This is a genomic window from Pseudoalteromonas sp. Hal040 (assembly GCF_037162425.1).
Taxonomy (GTDB): Bacteria; Pseudomonadota; Gammaproteobacteria; order Enterobacterales; family Alteromonadaceae; genus Pseudoalteromonas; species Pseudoalteromonas gelatinilytica.
In genome coordinates, this window is the sequence record NZ_JARLUU010000001.1 from 527,176 (window position 1) to 546,696 (window position 19,521).

General features: G+C 42.6%; 16 protein-coding genes and 1 pseudogene. 10 read left to right on the forward strand and 7 right to left on the reverse strand.

Features of this window, described 5'->3' with window-relative positions; all coding sequences use genetic code 11:
- Positions 1 to 112: 112 nt before the first annotated feature.
- The 3 genes from P4S60_RS02385 to rsmD form a co-directional block, all read right to left on the reverse strand.
- Positions 113 to 559, reverse strand: coding sequence for a GatB/YqeY domain-containing protein (locus P4S60_RS02385; RefSeq protein ID WP_062568695.1), 447 nt, complete (start codon positions 557 to 559; stop codon positions 113 to 115).
- Positions 560 to 580: 21 nt separating this feature from the next.
- On the reverse strand, positions 581 to 796 hold the full coding sequence (rpsU, locus tag P4S60_RS02390; RefSeq protein WP_002957797.1) for a 30S ribosomal protein S21: 216 nt from the start codon (positions 794 to 796) through the stop codon (positions 581 to 583).
- A gap of 145 nt (positions 797 to 941) precedes the next feature.
- Positions 942 to 1,559 carry a 16S rRNA (guanine(966)-N(2))-methyltransferase RsmD gene (gene rsmD / locus P4S60_RS02395; RefSeq protein ID WP_337114888.1) on the reverse strand — a complete coding sequence of 206 codons (618 nt, stop codon included), beginning with the start codon at positions 1,557 to 1,559 and terminating at the stop codon, positions 942 to 944.
- A gap of 193 nt (positions 1,560 to 1,752) precedes the next feature.
- Between rsmD and ftsY the strand changes: the two genes are divergently transcribed.
- The 5 genes from ftsY to glsB all read left to right on the forward strand — a co-directional run bounded on the left by ftsY (position 1,753) and on the right by glsB (position 7,559).
- On the forward strand, positions 1,753 to 3,594 hold the full coding sequence (ftsY, locus tag P4S60_RS02400; RefSeq protein WP_337114889.1) for a signal recognition particle-docking protein FtsY: 1,842 nt from the start codon (positions 1,753 to 1,755) through the stop codon (positions 3,592 to 3,594).
- A gap of 53 nt (positions 3,595 to 3,647) precedes the next feature.
- Positions 3,648 to 4,325 carry a cell division ATP-binding protein FtsE gene (ftsE, locus tag P4S60_RS02405; RefSeq protein WP_054560978.1) on the forward strand — a complete coding sequence of 226 codons (678 nt, stop codon included), beginning with the start codon at positions 3,648 to 3,650 and terminating at the stop codon, positions 4,323 to 4,325.
- Positions 4,322 to 5,308 carry a permease-like cell division protein FtsX gene (gene ftsX / locus P4S60_RS02410; RefSeq protein WP_337114890.1) on the forward strand — a complete coding sequence of 329 codons (987 nt, stop codon included), beginning with the start codon at positions 4,322 to 4,324 and terminating at the stop codon, positions 5,306 to 5,308. Before ftsE ends, ftsX begins: the two co-directional genes overlap by 4 nt.
- 386 nt (positions 5,309 to 5,694) lie before the next feature.
- Positions 5,695 to 6,558 (forward strand): RNA polymerase sigma factor RpoH, encoded by an 864-nt coding sequence (rpoH, locus tag P4S60_RS02415; RefSeq protein WP_054551048.1) that lies wholly within the window; start codon positions 5,695 to 5,697, stop codon positions 6,556 to 6,558.
- Between the two features lie 80 nt (positions 6,559 to 6,638).
- Positions 6,639 to 7,559 carry a glutaminase B gene (glsB, locus tag P4S60_RS02420; protein WP_337114891.1) on the forward strand — a complete coding sequence of 307 codons (921 nt, stop codon included), beginning with the start codon at positions 6,639 to 6,641 and terminating at the stop codon, positions 7,557 to 7,559.
- Positions 7,560 to 7,565: 6 nt separating this feature from the next.
- Here the strand turns inward: glsB and P4S60_RS02425 are convergent, their stop codons facing one another.
- The gene (locus P4S60_RS02425; RefSeq protein ID WP_063703044.1) at positions 7,566 to 8,870 is read right to left on the reverse strand and encodes an inosine/guanosine kinase; all 1,305 of its coding nucleotides are present in this window, start codon (positions 8,868 to 8,870) and stop codon (positions 7,566 to 7,568) included.
- A gap of 180 nt (positions 8,871 to 9,050) precedes the next feature.
- Here P4S60_RS02425 and tadA point away from each other — a divergent pair, with 180 nt between their 5' ends.
- Positions 9,051 to 9,548, forward strand: coding sequence for a tRNA adenosine(34) deaminase TadA (gene tadA / locus P4S60_RS02430; protein ID WP_337114892.1), 498 nt, complete (start codon positions 9,051 to 9,053; stop codon positions 9,546 to 9,548).
- Here the strand turns inward: tadA and P4S60_RS02435 are convergent, their stop codons facing one another.
- Positions 9,549 to 9,719, reverse strand: a complete 171-nt coding sequence (locus P4S60_RS02435; RefSeq protein WP_167350237.1) for a hypothetical protein — start codon at positions 9,717 to 9,719, stop codon at positions 9,549 to 9,551.
- A gap of 368 nt (positions 9,720 to 10,087) precedes the next feature.
- Positions 10,088 to 11,556: pseudogene (gene mltF, locus P4S60_RS02440) on the reverse strand (membrane-bound lytic murein transglycosylase MltF).
- 311 nt (positions 11,557 to 11,867) lie between these two features.
- Between mltF and purL the strand changes: the two are divergent.
- The 4 genes from purL to P4S60_RS02460 all read left to right on the forward strand — a co-directional run bounded on the left by purL (position 11,868) and on the right by P4S60_RS02460 (position 18,882).
- On the forward strand, positions 11,868 to 15,752 hold the full coding sequence (purL, locus tag P4S60_RS02445; RefSeq protein WP_337114893.1) for a phosphoribosylformylglycinamidine synthase: 3,885 nt from the start codon (positions 11,868 to 11,870) through the stop codon (positions 15,750 to 15,752).
- Positions 15,753 to 15,893: 141 nt separating this feature from the next.
- A complete protein-coding gene (locus P4S60_RS02450; RefSeq protein ID WP_337114894.1) occupies positions 15,894 to 18,362 on the forward strand; it encodes a YdbH domain-containing protein in 2,469 nt (822 codons plus the stop codon).
- Entirely contained in the window at positions 18,355 to 18,537 is a 183-nt protein-coding gene (locus P4S60_RS02455) for a YnbE family lipoprotein (protein ID WP_054551055.1), read from the forward strand. The genes P4S60_RS02450 and P4S60_RS02455 overlap by 8 nt, the downstream gene beginning before the upstream one ends.
- 9 nt (positions 18,538 to 18,546) lie before the next feature.
- Entirely contained in the window at positions 18,547 to 18,882 is a 336-nt protein-coding gene (locus P4S60_RS02460) for a YdbL family protein (RefSeq protein ID WP_337114895.1), read from the forward strand.
- Between the two features lie 75 nt (positions 18,883 to 18,957).
- On the opposite strand, the gene P4S60_RS02465 is transcribed toward P4S60_RS02460, so the two are convergent.
- Positions 18,958 to 19,500 (reverse strand): DUF1415 domain-containing protein, encoded by a 543-nt coding sequence (locus P4S60_RS02465; RefSeq protein WP_337116815.1) that lies wholly within the window; start codon positions 19,498 to 19,500, stop codon positions 18,958 to 18,960.
- Positions 19,501 to 19,521: the final 21 nt, after the last annotated feature.

The following is a 19,521-nucleotide window of genomic DNA, read 5'->3' on the forward strand; positions in this document are numbered from 1 at the left end:
CTTTGCGTTCTAAAATAAGATTTGAACACAATTACTGTGTTTATGAAAGACTAAAAGCAAGAAACCGAGCACTAGGCTCGGTTTGCTTGAATCATACATCTGTATGTGGGGGTTAGGCAGTTAATCGTTGCTTGATTAAGCCAGAAATCTTACCTAAATCGGCACGACCTTCAGCTTTGCTTTTGATAACTCCCATTACCTTACCCATGTCTTGCATACCCGCTGCATTTGTATCAGCAATAGCCGAGTCAATAAGAGCAATGATTTCTTCTTCACTCAGTTGTTGAGGTAAGAATTCTTCAAGTGCTTTAATCTCATTGGCTTCAATTTCAGCTAAATCTTCACGACCCGCATCAATGTACTGGGTGTAAGAATCGCGACGTTGTTTTACAAGCTTCACTAGAACAGCGGTAATACCGTCGTCATCAAGTGTAATTTGCTCGTCTATTTCACGTTGCTTGATTGCTGCAAGTACCATGCGGATTGGCTTAAGACGTTCTTTGTCTTTTGCCTTCATCGCATCTTTTTGCGCATCTTTTAGCGTTAATAAAAGGCTCATTTATACAAGACCAAATACTGATTAGTATAATTTAACGCGACGTGCGTTATCGCGAGAAAGCTTCTTCATGTGACGCTTTACTGCAGCAGCTTTTTTACGCTTACGCTCAGCTGTTGGTTTTTCATAGTGTTCGCGACGACGAACTTCTGAAAGGATACCTGCTTTTTCACATGAACGCTTGAAGCGACGAAGTGCTACGTCAAACGGTTCGTTCTCTCTTACTTTAATTACTGGCATTAAAAATTCACCTACCTAAATAATGAGCGTTGCTCAAGTTGATCAAATAACGATCAAGTGGTTCAAAAATGGTGCGGTATTGTAATCCGAAGCAACACCACATGTAAAGGATAATATTAACAGAAACTACGTTTGCAAAACAGTGTTAATTTGCCTCTCGCTGATATAAGCGGCAAATCACTTGTCCGGCAGTTTTTTCTTTTAAAAGCATCCAGTTATCTGGAATGTTAAGGCTATTTAACTCGCTTTCGACTTCAACATATATTAACGCTTGGGCAGTTAACCAGTTATTTTCTTCGAGTAAAAAACAAGTTTTTTCAGCTAAGTTTTGTCGAAATGGGGGGTCAACAAAAACCAAATCAAATTGCTCGTTTTGCGCATTATTAGCTAATAGAGAAAGGCTATTATCTTGTTTAATCGCTGCATTATCTAATTTAAGCGTGCTAATGTTTTCTTTTAGCTGAAGAGCGGCACCTTTATCGAGCTCAAAAAAGGTAGCGCGTTCTGCAAAGCGAGATAAAGCTTCAAACCCTAAGCCGCCAGAACCGGCAAAGCAGTCAAGAACAGCTGCGCCTCGGGTATCTTGCATTAGCCAGTTAAACACCGTTTCTTTAATGCGATCTGTGGTTGGACGTAATCCTTGCACATCTTTTACAGGGAGTTTCCTACCTCGAAATTGTCCGCTAATGATACGAATAAAGCCATTTGCTGATTTATTGTTCGTTGCTTTCACTTGGCGGTTAGCTGTTGATTTTTTTCTCATTTAACTCACTAATCATTGGTAACTGACCCCTAGCTCAGATAATATTGTATGCAATAGCTAGCGTGTCATTTTTCTACTGCGCTAAAAGTGATAGTATTGCGACCTTAGCGATAGATGGTACCTGTTTATGTTTGGCTAAAATGCTGAACTGTCACCAAACTATTATTCATGTAAGTTTATCAGATTTTTATAAGTGGTTATTAGCAAGTATGGCAAAAAAAGTAAATTCCTGTCTTGGTTTGGTTTTGGCAAATCAGATAAGCAACAAGCAGAGCAAGCAGCAAAAGAGGCTGATAACCAGAAGCAAATAGAAGAACAACAGCGAATTGAAGCCGAAAAGGCAGAAGCTGAACGTTTAGAACAAGAACGCATTGCCGCAGAACAGTTAGAAGCAGAACGTTTAGAGCAAGAGCGTATCGCTGCAGAAAAGGCTGAGGCGGAACGTTTAGAACAAGAACGCATTGAGGCAGAAAAGGCAGAAGCTGAACGTGTAGAGCAAGAGCGTATCGCTGCAGAAAAACTAGAAGCTGAACGTTTAGAACAAGAACGTATCGCTGCAGAAAAGGCTGAGGCGGAACGTTTAGAACAAGAACGCATTACGGCAGAAAAGGCAGAAGCTGAACGTTTAGAGCAAGAGCGTATCGCTGCAGAAAAGTTAGAAGCTGAACGTTTAGAACAAGAACGTATCGCTGCAGAAAAGGCTGAGGCGGAACGTTTAGAGCAAGAGACAGAAGCTGAACGTTTAGAGCAAGAGCGTATCGCTGCAGAAAAGGTAGAAGCTGAACGTTTAGAGCAAGAACGCATTGCGGCAGAAAAGGTAGAAGCTGAACGTGTAGAGCAAGAGCGTATCGCGGCAGAGAAAGCACAAGCGGAACGCTTAGAGCAAGAACGCATCGCGGCAGAAAAAGCAGAAACTGAACGTTTAGAGCAAGAGCGCATTGCTACAGAGAAAGCAGAAGCTGAACGCTTAGAGCAAGAACGTATCGCGGCAGAGAAAGCAGAAGCGGAACGTTTAGAACAAGAGCGCATCGCGGAAGAAAAAGCGGAAGCAGAGCGCCTAGAGCAAGAGAAAGCTGCTCAAGCCGCTGCTGAAAAACCTAAGAAAGAAGGTTTCTTTGCACGCCTTAAAAAAGGTCTATTAAAAACTCGCGTTAATATCGGTTCTGGTTTTGCGTCTATATTTAGCGGTAAGAAAATTGACGATGAGTTATTTGAAGAACTAGAAACACAATTACTGACAGCCGATTTAGGTGTTGATACAACAATGAAGTTGATTGATAACCTAACGGATGCCGCTGATCGTAAGCAGTTAAAAGATGGCGATGCTTTATATGAGTTAATGAAGCAAGAAATGGCTAGTATGCTTAAAACCGCTGAGCAGCCGTTGGTTGTAAGTGGTGAGAAAAAGCCATTTGTTATCTTAATGGTGGGTGTAAATGGTGTAGGTAAAACCACCACGATTGGTAAATTAGCGAAGCAGTTCCAAAACGAAGGTAAGTCAGTGATGCTTGCTGCGGGTGATACCTTCCGTGCTGCAGCGGTTGAACAGCTGCAAGTATGGGGTGAGCGTAATAGCATTCCTGTGATTGCTCAACATACAGGTGCAGACAGTGCGTCAGTGGTTTTTGATGCATTTCAGGCGGCAAAAGCCCGTAATGTTGACGTGTTAATCGCCGATACAGCAGGCCGCTTGCAAAATAAAGATAACCTAATGCAAGAGCTTGAAAAAATTGCCCGTGTAATGAAGAAAATTGACCCAGATGCACCGCATGAAGTTATGCTAACTATTGATGCAGGTACAGGTCAAAACGCAATTAGCCAAGTTAAATTATTTAATGAATGTGTTGGTTTAACGGGCATTACTTTATCTAAACTAGATGGTACCGCTAAAGGTGGTGTGATTTTCGCCGTTGCAGATAAATTTAATATCCCAATTCGTTACATCGGTGTTGGTGAAGGTATTGATGATTTACGTACCTTTAATAGTAGTGACTTTATTGATGCACTATTTAGCCAAGACGAGGATGACGCATAATTAACTAAAGGGAGCTTGCTCCCTTTTTCGCTGCAAGATGATTGATAACTAAAATGATAAATTTTCAGCAAGTCAGTAAAACATACCCAGGCGGCCATCGTGCCCTTGAAAAAGTCAGCTTTCATATCAAGCCTGGCGAACTGGCCTTTTTAACCGGGCACAGTGGTGCAGGTAAAAGTACCCTATTGAAGCTTATTAGCTTGATGGAGCGTCCATCAGCCGGGCAGGTGCTTATTAATGGTGTTGATTTGAATGCGGTTAAATCACGCCAGATCCCTTATGTGCGCCGCGACATTGGTATCATCTTTCAGAATCACCGCTTACTAGAACGTTACTCTGTGTTTGATAATGTTGCCTTACCTTTAATTATTGAAGGCACGCACCACAAGCAAATAGCTAAACGTGTTCACGGTGCGCTTGATAAAGTTGGGTTACTTGATAAAGCGAAGTGTAATCCAGCAACCTTATCAGGTGGTGAGCAGCAGCGTGTTGGTATTGCTCGTGCTATTGTCAATTCACCGCCAATTCTATTAGCTGATGAGCCAACCGGTAACTTAGACCCTGAGCTTTCAATGGACATATTACGTTTATTCGAAGACTTTAATAATCATGGCACAACCGTACTGATTGCAACCCATGACATTGGCTTAATTGCGCGTATGCGTTATCGCAGCCTAACACTGAAAGATGGCCGTATGATTGACGATCCGTTAGCTGAGGGGGCACTATGAGTTTATTGTTTAAAAGCCGCAACAGCCAAAACGAACGTCAGAAAAAGTCATTTTTAGCAGCGCCTTATTTCTTCTTTATTAATCTTATTCGTCAAGGTGTGCATAGCTTAGGTGAAATGTGGCGAACACCTCTTGCTTCAATGATGACCATTGCCGTATTAGGATTAAGCTTAACGCTGCCAGCGACACTTTATTTAGTGGTTAAAAATGTCTCGCAAGTAAGTACTGGCTTTGAAGATGCAGCAGAGATTTCGTTGTTCGTAAAAGAAACTATGAGCGAACAACAAACACAAACCTTGGTTAAGCGTTTAGCACTCTACCCTGAAGTAGATAAAGTGGAGTTTGTATCAAAGGGCGACGCCCTCACTGAATTTAAACAAGTATCAGGATTTGGCCAAGCACTTGAATATTTAGATGCGAACCCGTTACCAGATGTTGTTATTGTTACACCGACAGCACGATACCGTCAGCCAAATACAGCAAAACAATTACTGCAAAAGCTTGAAGCCGAAAGAGAAGTTGATTTTGGTAAACTCGATATTGCTTGGCTTGAGCGATTAAATGCACTTTTAAGTTTATTAAAAGAAAGCGTGATCACCATTGCTCTACTATTATTAACCTCCGTCACCCTGATCATTGGTAATACTATCCGCTTATCAATCATGGATAAGAAAGATGAAATTCAAGTGATGAAGTTAGTTGGGGCGACAAATACCTTTATTCATGCACCATTTTTATGGACAGGGATTTGGTACGGTATTATTGGCGGTTTATTCTCTTTTATTTGTGTTGCATTAATGATGTGGTGGCTTGGTGCTGCTGTAAGTGATGTGGCGGGTGTTTATGAAACCAGCTTTGATTTAATTGGTTTAACACTCTCAGAGTTTGGCATTTTAGTCGCGCTTGCAACAGGCTTAGGATTTGTTGGTTCTTACCTATCAGTTAACCGCTACATAAAAGAAATTGAACCCGATAAAGTGTAATACCAATCTACTTAAGTATTTAACCAATCTAGCGAGCTAAATAAAGCGCTAACTGCGTTATAAATTTTTCATGTAGAACTACTACATGTCAAAATATATGCCTTGTTATCACTTCATTTATCTGTCGCTATAATTGGTCAGTAACTTAACACGATTGGTATGAATTTTTTGTTACACTGCTCTTTTAGCGATAAATAGTAGTCGCTGTTAATTTATCAAAATATCACTCCAGGCTAGAATTCATCGCTTATTCAGCGTGTTAGCGTAGACTAAAAATAGATGCAAAAACCACTTGATTTGAACTTTAAAAAAGTTTTTAATTGAAGTTAGCACTCTCGCTTAAAGAGTGCTAAGATGGTTTCAAATGTTTATCACTGAGGTGAAAAATGAGTAAAGATTTATACGCAATGGCACTTACTGCAGGTCAACAGAGCGCAAGTATGGACGGCTACCTTCAAGCGGTTAGCACTATTCCTATGCTTGATGCAGAGAAAGAAAAGCAGTTGGCGACACGTCTTCAGGAAGAAGGTGATCTTGAAGCTGCGAAGCAACTCATTATGTCGCATCTACGCTTTGTTGCTCATATTGCGAAAAGCTATTCAGGTTATGGCTTACCGCAAGCTGATTTAATTCAGGAAGGTAACATTGGTCTGATGAAAGCGGTAAAACGTTTCGACCCAAGTGTAGGTGTTCGCTTAGTTTCATTCGCAGTACACTGGATCAAAGCCGAAATTCATGAATACGTACTTAAAAACTGGCGTATCGTGAAAGTTGCAACAACAAAAGCGCAACGTAAATTATTCTTCAACCTACGTAAAAACAAAAAGCGTTTAGGTTGGTTTAACCAAGCAGAGGTTAGCACCGTTGCTAATGAGCTAGGTGTAAGTGAAAAAGAAGTACGTGAGATGGAATCACGTATGAGTGGCCAAGATATGGGCTTTGACTTAACGGGCGACGACAATGACGACGCACCGACAAGCACATACTCGCCAGTACAGTATTTAACAGATGGCAGTGCTGACCTTGCTGATGATATCGAAGAGCAGCAATGGCAAGAACAGTCTCATGCACGTTTATTCAGCGCGTTAAAAACCCTTGATGAGCGCTCACAAGACATCGTAAGTGCGCGTTGGTTAGCTGACGACAAAGCAACACTGCAAGAGCTTGCTGAGAAATATAACGTTTCTGCAGAGCGTGTTCGCCAGCTAGAAAAAACAGCGATGAAAAAGCTGCAATCAGCAATGAGCTAATAGCAATCGCTATAGCAAACCATCTTTAGTAGACTACAAAGCCTCGCAAATGCGGGGCTTTTTGTTTTAAAGGACGCGGTATGTCACAGATTGATTATCAACAAGTATTAGATGAAATCACAAAAGAAGTTCAACCATTACTGAGCCAAGGTAAGGTTGCTGATTATATTCCTGCGCTTGCAGAGGTTGAGCCAAACCAGTTCGCTATTGCGATTCATACAGTGGATGGGCAAACCTATTGTGCGGGTGATTGTGGTGCGCGATTCACGATTCAATCTGTGTCTAAGGTAATGACCTTAACCTTAGCACTTCAACGTTATGGTGATGAGCTGTGGCAACGAGTTGGTAAAGAGCCTTCAGGCACTGCTTTTAACTCTCTTACACAGCTTGAATTTGAACAAGGCATACCACGCAACCCATTTATCAACGCTGGTGCGATTGTTACCTGTGATGCTTTATATAGCCGTTTATCTGCACCGATGCATTCAATGCTTGAGTCATTTCGTCAGTTATCAGGGAATGCTCAGGTTGTTATTGATAAGAAAGTGGCAAATTCTGAGTATGAGTTTCGTCATCGTAATGCCGCGATGGCGCATCTAATGAAGTCATTCGGCAACTTTAATAATGAAGTTGATGATGTGTTATGGGCCTATTTTAACTTCTGTGCTATTGAACTGAACTGCGTAGAATTAGCAAAAGCTTACAATTACCTTGCTAATCAAGGCAAAGATGCCAACAGCAATAAAGTGTTGAGTGCAAGGCAAAATAAACAACTAAACTCGTTATTGTTTACCAGTGGTTTATACGATGCTGCAGGGGATTTTGGCTACCGTGTTGGCATGCCGGGTAAGTCAGGGGTGTCGGGTACCATATTAGCTGTGCTACCGAATCAATTTACTGTGGCTGTTTGGGCACCAAGACTTAACTCGTATGGTAACTCAGTAGCTGGGATAGCGGCCCTTGAGCGTTTATCCCAGAAACTTGATATTTCGATTTTTTAGTGGAGATTACTGATCCCAGTAAACTTGCTCTAAACAATCTTCACGTTCAGGTAAACCACGCGATAAACGTGGCGAGTGCTGAACAAGTACTTCATAACTTGCACGGTTAGCGTATTTACTAATTTGTGCAAGCGATGAGTACGTCATAGCTGGCTGCTGATGTTTCGCTGAGTTTGCCACATTAAGTTTGTGATAAACGTTTGCTGATAAGTCATGCAGTACCGCAGCTAGCGCACAGTCGCCCGCACCATTGGTATTTTTAATGCTGTCTGGACCACCCATAAACGGTGCGGTGTGGCTGTATGCACGAATTGGGTGTTGGCAGTCCTCTTTGCGCATTGCGCGCGAAAATTCATAACGGTTAAAGTCAGCAATAGCGCCTGGCAAGAGCGGATACTCTGTCTCACGCTTGAAAGATTCGTCTACGTAACCTGCCATAAACAAGCCTTTTTCGCCGGCCGTACAAATAACTAAATCAGTCCAGTCTAGTGCTTTGTCAGCAGCTAAAAGTGGATCTTCAAAGCCAGTGATAGCTAAACCTTCTTCTTCGTTCATCGCAAGAATGTCGACATGCTTTTTGACAAACTCTGCCCACCAAGTTGGGTCTTGTTCAATTAAGAACTTAGTACCGAGTGTTAAAACCACAGGCACACCCGCATCATTGGCATATTTCACTGCCTGCATGGTAGCTTCAGTCATGGTTTCATCACCTTGCGTACGCATTAAGTATGCGCTGATCACCAATGCTGAAGAGTTCTCGATGAGTTCTTTATCGATAGATTCAGGACGAAGGTGATTCATAAGTCCTGCGCTGATCGCGAAGGTACGTTCACCGGTTTCGTCAATAAGAGTAAAACAGCGACCAATTGGGCCATCGACAGGTTGAAGATAATCAAGATCAACGCGGCTAGAAGTATTACATAAAAAACGATATGCATAGCTGCCGATTTTGATATTTTCACTCATTACCCCTAACAGCACCGAGCGGTCATCAGCTAGGGTTGAGTAGTTGTGCATGGTGTTACCCACCGTACCACCGGCAAACTCATAGTCGATCATGTTGTCGAGTTTCAGTCTGTCGTATAACGCATTGGTAATATCGCTATCGATCACTTGCGACATGCCACGGCGCAATTGAAATTCATCTAGGAAAGCTTGATCAACTTTCGCTTCAATATCCACCACAATTTGGTCGATACCCGTAATATAACTACGTTGTAGTCGTTCGGTTGAGTTAAGTTGATTTGTTAGTGGATCTTTGGCTTCCACCGGAAAATAATGTTTATGCCTGCGGCGTCCAGGAAATTTCATTTGCTACCCGTGTTGTAAGCTAAATAAAAAAAGCGCGAGATTATAGCGCAATATGGGTCCATTGAGCCATGAAAAAGCCGCTAAAATTTGCGTTAATTTTTTAGTGTAGCAGTATTTATTGCCCTTTTTATTTACTAACTAGGTATAATTACTCACAGTTTTACAAGATTTGTGTGATATATGAGCGAACAATTTAGCGACGAGTATTGGATGGAAAAAGCATTAAACTACGCCAATGAAGCGGCTGCGATTAATGAAATTCCGGTTGGTGCTGTGCTGGTAAAAGACAATCAACTGATATCTTATGGCTATAACCGCTCAATTACCGATAACGATCCATCTGCTCATGCTGAAATGATGGCAATCCGCGAAGCAGGTAAAGTACTTAATAATTATCGACTAATAGATTGCACCTTATATGTAACGTTAGAGCCCTGTTCGATGTGCGCAGGCTTGTTGGTTCATAGTCGTATAAAGCGATTAGTGTTTGGTGCCAAAGATGCAAAAACGGGATCGGCAGGATCAATTATGAATTTGCTACAAGAACCCAGACTTAATCACCAAGTTGAGGTAACCAGCGATGTTATGGGGGAGCTGTGTGGGGCGGTGATATCTGCGTTTTTTAAGCGTCGTAGAGAAGAGAAAAAGGCGGCAAAGCTGGCAGCTCGCAACGCCTAGTTATACAACCGGCGTTGCAGGAATTTGAGCTTCCATTAACTGCATCGCAAATAAGCGGCGACGCCAAATAACTTTTTTATGCGTGTTACGCAGCATGATACGACGGCGTGTCGCTGTCGAGTAAATAACATTACGCTTGAACTTATGTGTCTTGCGTCTTCTTTTTAACATGTGTGCTCCTTAAGTGAGAGTAAAGCATGGCATGGTCCATTCCATAAATAGGGTTTGTTTATCTTTCGAGGTTAACTTTGCAGCAGTGTGTTTGGTATTTAGCCAAGGCAAAACCTATGTAGTGTGGTTGTTCCACATAAATAGGTGATAACGACGGATAAATGGCAAACACGCGCTGCCCTTCGGGTTCTTCCTAGGGGCGATTAACTCTTTGTTGCTCAAGTTTTACTTAGTCCGCGAGGTTACAAATCTCGCGCCGCGATTAATTCGCCCCTAGATTGAACAAACTTTAATCCTGAAAGGTCAACAAACCCTAATAGAAGATAATGATCATTTGATGACAAGTAAACAGATTTCGGTGCTTGAAGTTAGTTGTTTTCTGACTTCTGTTGCTCTGTGTTGCTTTGGTGAGTGTTGTCGCTTGGCTTTATTTCGCTCGCCTCTGTTGCTGGTTTTGCTTCTTCAGCGGTTTGTTGCTCGCTCTCGGGATCCGCAATTGCATCATTTTCATCAAGCCAAACCAAGGCATCGTAATAACGACGAATGTTATCAACATACTGTACAGCAACATCGCCCCGAGCATAACCATATTTGGTTTTACGGTAATAACGTTTTTTAATTAAAAGCGGTAAGCGTTTTTTTACATCAGCCCATTTGTCGGGGCTTGCCCCTTCTTGTTCGGTAATAATCCGCGCGTCATTTACGTGTCCCCAGCCGACATTGTAAGACGCTAAGGCAAACCAGGTTCGATCGGGTTGCGGAATACGGTCTGGAATGCGAGAAATTAATTGTTCTAAATACTCAGCCCCCCTTTGATATTTTGCTCTGGAGCTAGGCGGTTGCTTACACCAACATGTTTTGCCGTTGCTTGAGTGAGCATCATTATGCCACGCACACCCGTTGGTGACTTCGCTTTTGGGTTCCACATTGATTCTTGGTAGCTCAGCGCGGCGAGTAGTCGCCAATCTATGTTACCTGCGTATTGCTCGAACCAAGGTTGGTACTTAGGTAAAGTGTCTTTTATTGCTTCGATATACGCTAGCGTATTCACATAATTGAATTGGCGAACATGACCGAAGTATTTTTCTTCTAGCACATAAAGCTGGTTGCTTTGTTTTACATCGCCAAAAAATGGCACCATTAAGGCATATAATGAGTCGTCACCATCTTTTCTAAGTAGCCAAGCGATAGGGTCATTGCGGGTAACCGAGAAACCTATACTCAAATTTGGGTGATAGCGGCGAAATAGTGATAGGGTGTGTGAATCTGCTAAGGTGTAATCAATTTCACCGTCGATGACAGCTTGTAAAAGCTCTTCTTCATCCATGTCTTCTGTTTCGTTCCAGCTAAGTTCTGGATTGAGCTGTTTTAATTGTTGTAGTGCCAACGAGTGACTGCTTTTGGCTAGAACAGTCAGGTTGCCTGTTAAATCTGCAAACTCACGAGGTCTATTACGGCCTTGTTTATAAACTAGTTTTTGGCTAATGCTACGATAGGTGGGGCCAAACCGATAATGCTCAGCACGAATTGTATTATAGGTAAGACCCGAGGCAATAAGATCTAAATCACCACTTTCTAAACGCGCAAACATATCGGAGAGGTTGAAAAAAGGCACCATTTCGAGTTCAACACCAACATAGTCTGCAAATTCTTGCGCTAACTCATATTCAAAGCCTTGCACACCTTGTGGTGCTTGATAGTAATTACTCGCGCCAGCTAATGTGCCGACTCTAATTTTGTTCTGTGCCTTGATATGTGCAAGCTGCGAAGATTGCTGCTGCATATCGCACGCACATAACATGAGCACTAAACTAAAAATAGCGAGTAACTTTTGCATAGATTATAAATGCCCCTTAAACCATTACCTTACCGTTATAGCAAAACTTCAAAGCCGCGTCACTTGGCGAATAGTTTTAGTTATCTATTTAAAAATTAATAACAATAACAGGGTCGCTGAGAGATAAGTCATACAGAACAAGAACCTGCAAAGAAATATAGAGTACTAAGTTGGTTAATTGTTGCGACCATAATAGCGGTTATGAAGATTATTTAAATAAAAGCGTAATTTTGAGTTAAATCTAGACGTTATTTGCACTATAATATGCGCCTAAAATATCGTTCAATCCCTAACCCCGGATGAAAATACCTATGTTGATCCTTCGTGGTGCACCAGCACTTTCCGATTTTAGAGTTCAGAAAATTTTAGCGCGTTGCCAACAGGCACAACTTCCAGTCACTGACGTTTACGCTGAGTTCATGCATTTTGCTGATCTTACAGCTGAGCTTTCAGCTGATGAGCAAACAAAGCTTGAAAAGCTGCTTACTTATGGTCCAACGATTGCTGAGCACACCCCTGCTGGCACGTTAATTCTTGTAACGCCGCGCCCTGGTACTATCTCGCCTTGGGCATCAAAAGCAACTGATATCGCACATAACTGTGGCTTAAGCCAAGTTCACCGTGTTGAGCGTGGTATTGCATACTACGTTGAAGGTAATTTATCAGCTGAGCAAACAGCTGAAGTTGCAGCGTTATTACATGACCGTATGACTGAAGCAACGCACGAGGATATGGCTGATGCAGCTAAATTATTCCGTCACGACGAACCACGTCCAATGTCATCAGTTGACATTTTAGGTGGTGGCCGTGAAGCGCTTGCAAAAGCAAACGTTGAGCAAGGTTTTGCGCTTGCAGAAGACGAAATTGATTACTTGGTAGAAAACTTCCAAAAGTTAGGGCGTAACCCGAACGACATCGAATTATTCATGTTTGCACAAGCAAACTCTGAGCATTGTCGTCATAAAATCTTTAACGCTGATTGGACAATCGATGGCATCGAACAGCCAAAATCATTGTTCAAAATGATCAAAAATACCTATGAGCAACACCCTGAAAACGTGTTATCTGCATATAAAGATAACGTCGCGGTAATGAAGGGTTCTGTAGCGGGTCGTTTCTTCCCGAATAGTGAAGGCGAGTACGCATACCATCAAGAGAACATCGAAATCTTGATGAAAGTTGAAACGCACAACCACCCAACAGCGATTGCGCCATTCTCGGGTGCATCAACAGGTTCTGGTGGTGAAATTCGTGATGAAGGTGCTACAGGGCGTGGTTCTAAGCCTAAAGCCGGTTTAGTTGGTTTCACTGTATCTAACCTACGAATTCCTGGTTACGAGCAACCATGGGAAAGCGATTTTGGTAAGCCAGGTCGTATCGTTAATGCACTGGATATCATGACTGAAGGTCCATTAGGTGGCGCGGCATTCAATAACGAATTTGGTCGTCCTAACTTACTTGGTTACTTCCGTACATACGAAGAAAAAGTATCAAGCCATAATGGCGAAGAAGTACGTGGTTACCACAAGCCAATCATGCTTGCAGGTGGTTTAGGTAACATTCGTTCTGAGCATGTTCAAAAAGGTGAAATCCCTGTAGGTGCAAAACTTATCGCACTAGGTGGTCCGGCAATGAACATCGGTCTTGGTGGTGGTGCTGCATCTAGTATGACATCAGGCCAATCAAACGAAGACTTAGACTTTGCATCGGTACAACGTGAAAACCCAGAAATGGAACGTCGTTGTCAGGAAGTTATCGATAAATGTTGGCAGCTAGGTGATGCAAACCCAATCGCTTTCATCCACGATGTGGGTGCAGGTGGTCTTTCAAACGCATTCCCTGAGCTTGTAGACGACGGTGGTCGTGGTGGTAAATTCCAACTTCGTGATATTCCAAACGATGAGCCGGGTATGGCACCACACGAAATTTGGTGTAACGAATCTCAAGAGCGTTACGTATTAGCGGTTGCTGCTGAAGACTTCGCGCGCTTTGAAGCAATCTGTAAACGTGAACGTGCACAATATGCGGTTATTGGTGAAGCGACAGAAGAGCGTCACTTAACGGTTGAAGATAGCCACTTCGGTAACAACCCTGTTGATCTTCCGCTTGATGTTTTACTTGGTAAAGCACCAAAAATGCACCGTGAAGTGGAATCTAAAAAAGCGCAATCACAGCCATTAGACGTTGCTAACATTGATGCGGCAGATGCTGCACAGCGTTTATTACGCTTACCAACGATTGCTGAAAAAACATTCTTAATCACCATTGGTGACCGTACGGTAACGGGTTTAGTTGCGCGTGACCAAATGGTCGGTCCTTGGCAGGTGCCAGTAGCAAACTGTGCGGTAACAGCCGCCGCGTTTGATACTTACCACGGTGAAGCAATGTCACTAGGTGAACGTACACCAGCTGCACTTTTAAACTACGGTGCTTCTGCTCGTTTAGCTGTGGCTGAGTCACTAACGAACATCGCGTGTGCTAACATCGGTGGCCTTGAAAATATCAAGCTATCTGCAAACTGGATGGCTGCTGCAGGTCACCCTGGCGAAGATGCAGGTCTTTACGAAGCTGTTAAAGCGGTGGGTGAAGAGCTTTGTCCGGCGCTTGGTTTAACTATCCCTGTGGGTAAAGACTCAATGTCGATGAAAACTCAATGGGATGAAAACGGTGAGCAAAAATCAGTTACTGCACCATTATCACTGATCATTACTGCTTTTGGTCGTGTTGAAGATGTTCGTAAAACAGTGACACCAGAACTTCGTACTGATAAAGGTGAGTCATCACTACTATTAGTTGATTTAGGTGCGGGTCAAAACCGTATGGGCGCATCAAGCCTTGCACAGGTTTATAAGCAACTAGGTGATGTGACACCTGATGTTGATAACCCAGCACTATTAAAAGGTTTCTATGAAGCAATGCAAGCGCTTGTTGCTGATAACAAGTTACTTGCTTACCATGACCGTTCTGATGGTGGTTTATTCACGACTATCGCTGAAATGGCATTTGCTGGTCACACGGGTGTAACTGTTGACCTTGCTGGCTTAACAGGTTCAGACATCGAAGCGCTTTATAATGAAGAGCTAGGTGCGGTTATCCAAGTGGCAAACGCGGATTTAGACGCAGTGAAAGCAGTTCTTGCAGATCACGGCTTAGCAGCTATCAGTCATGAAATTGGTGCACTAAACGCTGATGACCGCGTGCTATTCACTCGTGGTGATGATGTGGTTCTTAACCATACGCGTACTGAGCTTCGTACTATTTGGGCAGAAACAACTTACCAAATGCAGGCACGTCGTGATAACCCTGAGTGTGCTAAGCAAGAGTTTGATGCTAAGTTTGACGCAAAAGACCCAGGCCTTAACGTAAAACTAAGCTTTGACTTAAACGAAGATGTTGCAGCGCCTTACATTGCAACTGGTGCGAAGCCGAAAATGGCGATTCTACGTGAGCAAGGCGTTAACTCTCACTTAGAAATGGCTGCGGCATTTAACCGTGCAGGCTTTGCTGCGGTTGACGTGCACATGAGCGACATTCTTGAAGGTCGTTTAACACTTGAGCAATTTAAAGGCTTAGTGGCATGTGGTGGTTTCTCTTACGGTGACGTATTAGGCGCAGGTGAAGGCTGGGCTAAGTCAATCTTATTTAATGAGATGGCGCGTGAGCAGTTCCAAAGCTTCTTCCACCGCGAAGATACATTCAGCTTAGGTGTGTGTAATGGCTGTCAAATGCTTTCAACATTGAAAGAATTGATCCCAGGCACTGAGCACTGGCCACGTTTCGTAACGAATAAGTCAGAGCGTTTTGAAGCTCGCTTTAGCCTTGTAGAAGTGCAAGAAAACCCATCGGTATTCTTTAATGGTATGGCTGGTTCACGTATGCCTATCGCTGTTTCACATGGTGAAGGTCATGCTGAGTTCGCAAACGCTGATGCAGTTAAAGCAGCGCTTGAGTCAGGTACTGTGGCAGTGAAGTTTGTTGATAACTACGGTAACCCAACAACGCAATACCCAGCTAACCCGAATGGTTCACCAGAAGGTATCACAGGTATTACGTCTACTGATGGTCGTGCAACGGTGATGATGCCGCACCCAGAGCGTGTATTCCGTACGGTTGCTAACTCATGGCACCCAGATGAGTGGCGCGAAGATAGCCCATGGATGCGTATGTTCCGCAACGCTCGTAAAAACGTTGGCTAGAACTTAGTTATGTACCTAGCTATACAAGCTAGGTTCATACAAACCGTTTAAACTAAAAAGGCTGCACTATCATGTGTGGCCTTTTTGTTTATAATGACGCTAGTTGCTAGTAAGTGTAAGTTCAAAGGCAAGGAGAGTTTTTTGAGTTTTAAGCGAGCGTGTATTGGGTTGCTAGGGATCGTGCTAAGCATTGCACTGCTGGCGTATCTGTTCAGACTACCACTGACATCGTGGTACTTAACGCCTATGCTCAGTAAAAATGGCGTTGCGCTTCACTGTGTTGATTGGTCATTAACTCGCAAGCTTGATTTGAATATCGAGAAATTATGCTTAACCTACCAAGGACAGCAAATTGAGTTAGCTGGCATAATTGCGAATAAGCAACAGGTTAGTGTTTCTCGCGCTAACCTCATCGTTAGTGACCTTGCAAATAAACAACAACCAAACGCTTCAAAGACTGAATTTAAAAAGCTTGCCTTGGTATTACCCGAGCAAAGACCGCTAATAAGCATTGAGCAGCTTGATGTAGTCTCACCGTTTACCGACACCCCTGTTAGGTTGGCGATACAAGAAAAACGCCTAAACCATTTTACGATTTCGCGGGATCTTAATGCAGACGTTGCAATATCTAATTATGAAGTCAAAGCCAACATCACGTTTGATGAGCAAGTGGCTGAACGATTCGTAACATTGCCAACAAGCAGCCATTTTACCACTCAGTCACAGATTAAGTTTGATGGAATTACAGTTGCAATTGAAAGCTCAATCAATGCAAGTTATCAGCATGCTCTAGCGCAATGCGACTTAGGTTTTGCTAGTGAAGGGCAATTGAGTGCTAAGTATCAATTAAATCAACAGCATTTATACGCGGATTTATCAGCTTTACAAAATCAACTTAGTGCAAACCGAGACTGCTTAAACACCATCGCAGACCAACAGCATCAATCATTTATTGAAGCCCAGTTACCGCTTACTTGGCAGTTACACATTGAAAAACCAGTTAGTTTAAAAGATAAGCTGCTATCAGCCCCAATCGTAAAGCTGCAAGCCATAGAAGGGCAAAGTGAAGTGATAGTCAGTAATATCACCCTTTCTTTGCTGGAGCCGCTCGCATCACTTAATAGCCAAGTTAGCTTTGATTTTAATAGTAAAGATATAGATGAGCTTAAACTCAATGCGCATTTGCATGAAAGCAGCGTTAGCGCTGATTTTCAACTTTCAATGGAGTCATTACCAGCATTTTTAGATTTTCAGGCTGACGGTGCTCTGGTTGAGGGTATTGGGGCTAAAGGAAAGCTAAATATCGATGACTTATTTACTCGCCCTACAGCTAAACTGAATACCAATATCAGTGTTAAAAATGCCTTAATATCGGGTGCACAGATAACTGATTTTAGCAGCGCGATTGACGCTGAGCATAATGCCCAGCAGCACCTAGTTGTTAAAGCTAACAGCAAGGTTAAATCATTAACTTACGATGATATGAATGCAGCAAAAATCAGCAATGAGCTTACTCTTGGTACAGATCTCAGTGTGGGGGAGTTATTTGTTGATATTGATGCCAAAACCACGGCCGCTAAATTATCAACAGCAGAGCTCACCTTAAATAAATTGTCTGTTGTTTCAAAGGCTCTTCAAAGCCGCGCCTTGCAGGCAACGCATCATGTATTTGCAGATGGTTTTGAAGCACTTGTTAGTCATCATATGTCTGAGGTTGCTCACCCATTTGAATTGGTGATACCAGAGCAGGCAGTATCCAAGCTAAACCCAATAATTGCTCAGTTTGAGCCGCTTGCTACCGTCACTGATGGGGTTGTTTCAGGCATTATAAAAGGGGATGTAAATCTTCAACAAGCACAAGGGCGCGTGCAAATAAGTAAATTCAGTGCGCTTTATAATGATTATCTAGCGAATGATTTTGCAGTGAATTTGAACGGCACGTTTAATTCAGGGCAGCTTAATATTGCAGCGACTAAATTTACACTCAATGAACTGCGCGCAGGTGCCGTGGTCAAAAATATACAAGGTCAGTTGCAGGTAACGGCTAATCAGCCTTGTGCAGCTAATCTAACTGGTCAGGTTATGGGCGGGGCATTTGTGGTGAATAAGTACTGCCCACTCAGTGATAACCAAACAGCGACTGTTAAATTTGAAAACATTGATGCCAGCAAATTGGTCACCCTTGATGCTGAATCAGGGATTAGCTTAAGTGGCCGCTTAGCAGGCACCTTACCCGTAGTAATAAGTAAACAGGGCATTGAGGTAAAGCAAGGGCAGTTAGTTAATCAGGGTGATGGTAAATTACTGATCACCAATAATGCGGGTTTTGACGCTGTAAAAGCGCAGCAACAGGAACTGAGTACCACGCTGAGTTTACTTGAGAATTTAGATATTAAAAAACTACGTAGCAGTGTTAACCTCAAACCGGATGGATGGTTGCATTTAGGTGTTAATTTAGAGGGTTATAATGAAGCCCAGCAGCAAGCAGTGAACTTTAATTATAATCATGAAGAGAATGTATTTACTTTACTTAGAGCGTCGCGTTTAAGTGATGAAATTACTCAAAGAGTTGAGAAAGAGTATGCAAAAAAAGGAAGCAATGATGGCTAAGTGGTTAGTAATGCTGACGGCAGTAGGCATGCTGAGTGCCTGTACGCACCGTGTTGAGGTGGCAGCAAAAGAGCCGATTACAATCAACTTAAATGTAAAAGTTGACCATGAGATCCGCGTAAAAGTGGATAAAGAACTTGATACCTTATTCAGTGATGACAGCGAATTATTCTAAGGAGCACACATGCGTAAATTACAACTTAAAAAACTAAATGTGATCACCTTGATCAGTGCTCTTTGTTTATCTTTCTCTGCTTGGGCTATCAGCCTTGATGATGCAAAAAGCCAAGGCTTAGTAGGTGAAGACAGCTCAGGCTATTTAGGTTTAGTGGTTAATAATAGCGAAGCAAAAGCGGTCGTTGATGAAATTAATGCAAAGCGTAAAGAGCAATATTTAAAACTTGCGAAAAAGAATAATCTTTCGTTAGCGCAAGTTGAAGCCCTTGCTGCGGCAAAAACTATCGAAAAAACTAAGCCGGGTCACTACATTGAAGTGAACGGTGAGTGGGTAAAAAAATAGCTCACTAAATTTAATAGATATAAAAAGTAAAAAGCCAGCATTGCTGGCTTTTTATCTATTGAACGCCGGTAGGTGTTAGCGCTTATCGATGCAGTTTTGCAGCAGCTGCTGCCAAAAGTCGATGCCTTTGCGTCTTGCAAGTTTAATATTGTGCTCTGGGATCGATTCAGGTTCATCGTAGTTATCTAACGCTTCGCTCATACTGGCTTCACGGATCAAATGCAGTGTTGGGTAAGGTGCACGATTCGTATAGTTTGCAGCATCGCAGTCATCGCTATCAGCAAATACATAGTCAGGATGAAAGTTGGCTATTTGATACTTACCTTCATAGCCTTGTGCAGCTAAAAGCGCATTGGCTAAATCGACTAAATCTAAGAATTCTTCAAAATCCTTAAAGCCTTGCTCAAACATTAATAAAGTAGTTTCGCGCTCAGCTTGTTGGTCTAACGCGCTACATTGCTCAAGCATATCCATTACTGCATCATCAAGCGTAATAGACTGACTGATTTGATAATGAATGCAATTGCTTTCTACTTCTTTTCGGGCAAACGGGCAGAAATTGTATTTTACGATTACGCTTGATACCCATTCGCGCATTTGTATTTCTGGGCGATTCATCGCTTGCTTTGAAGTCACATT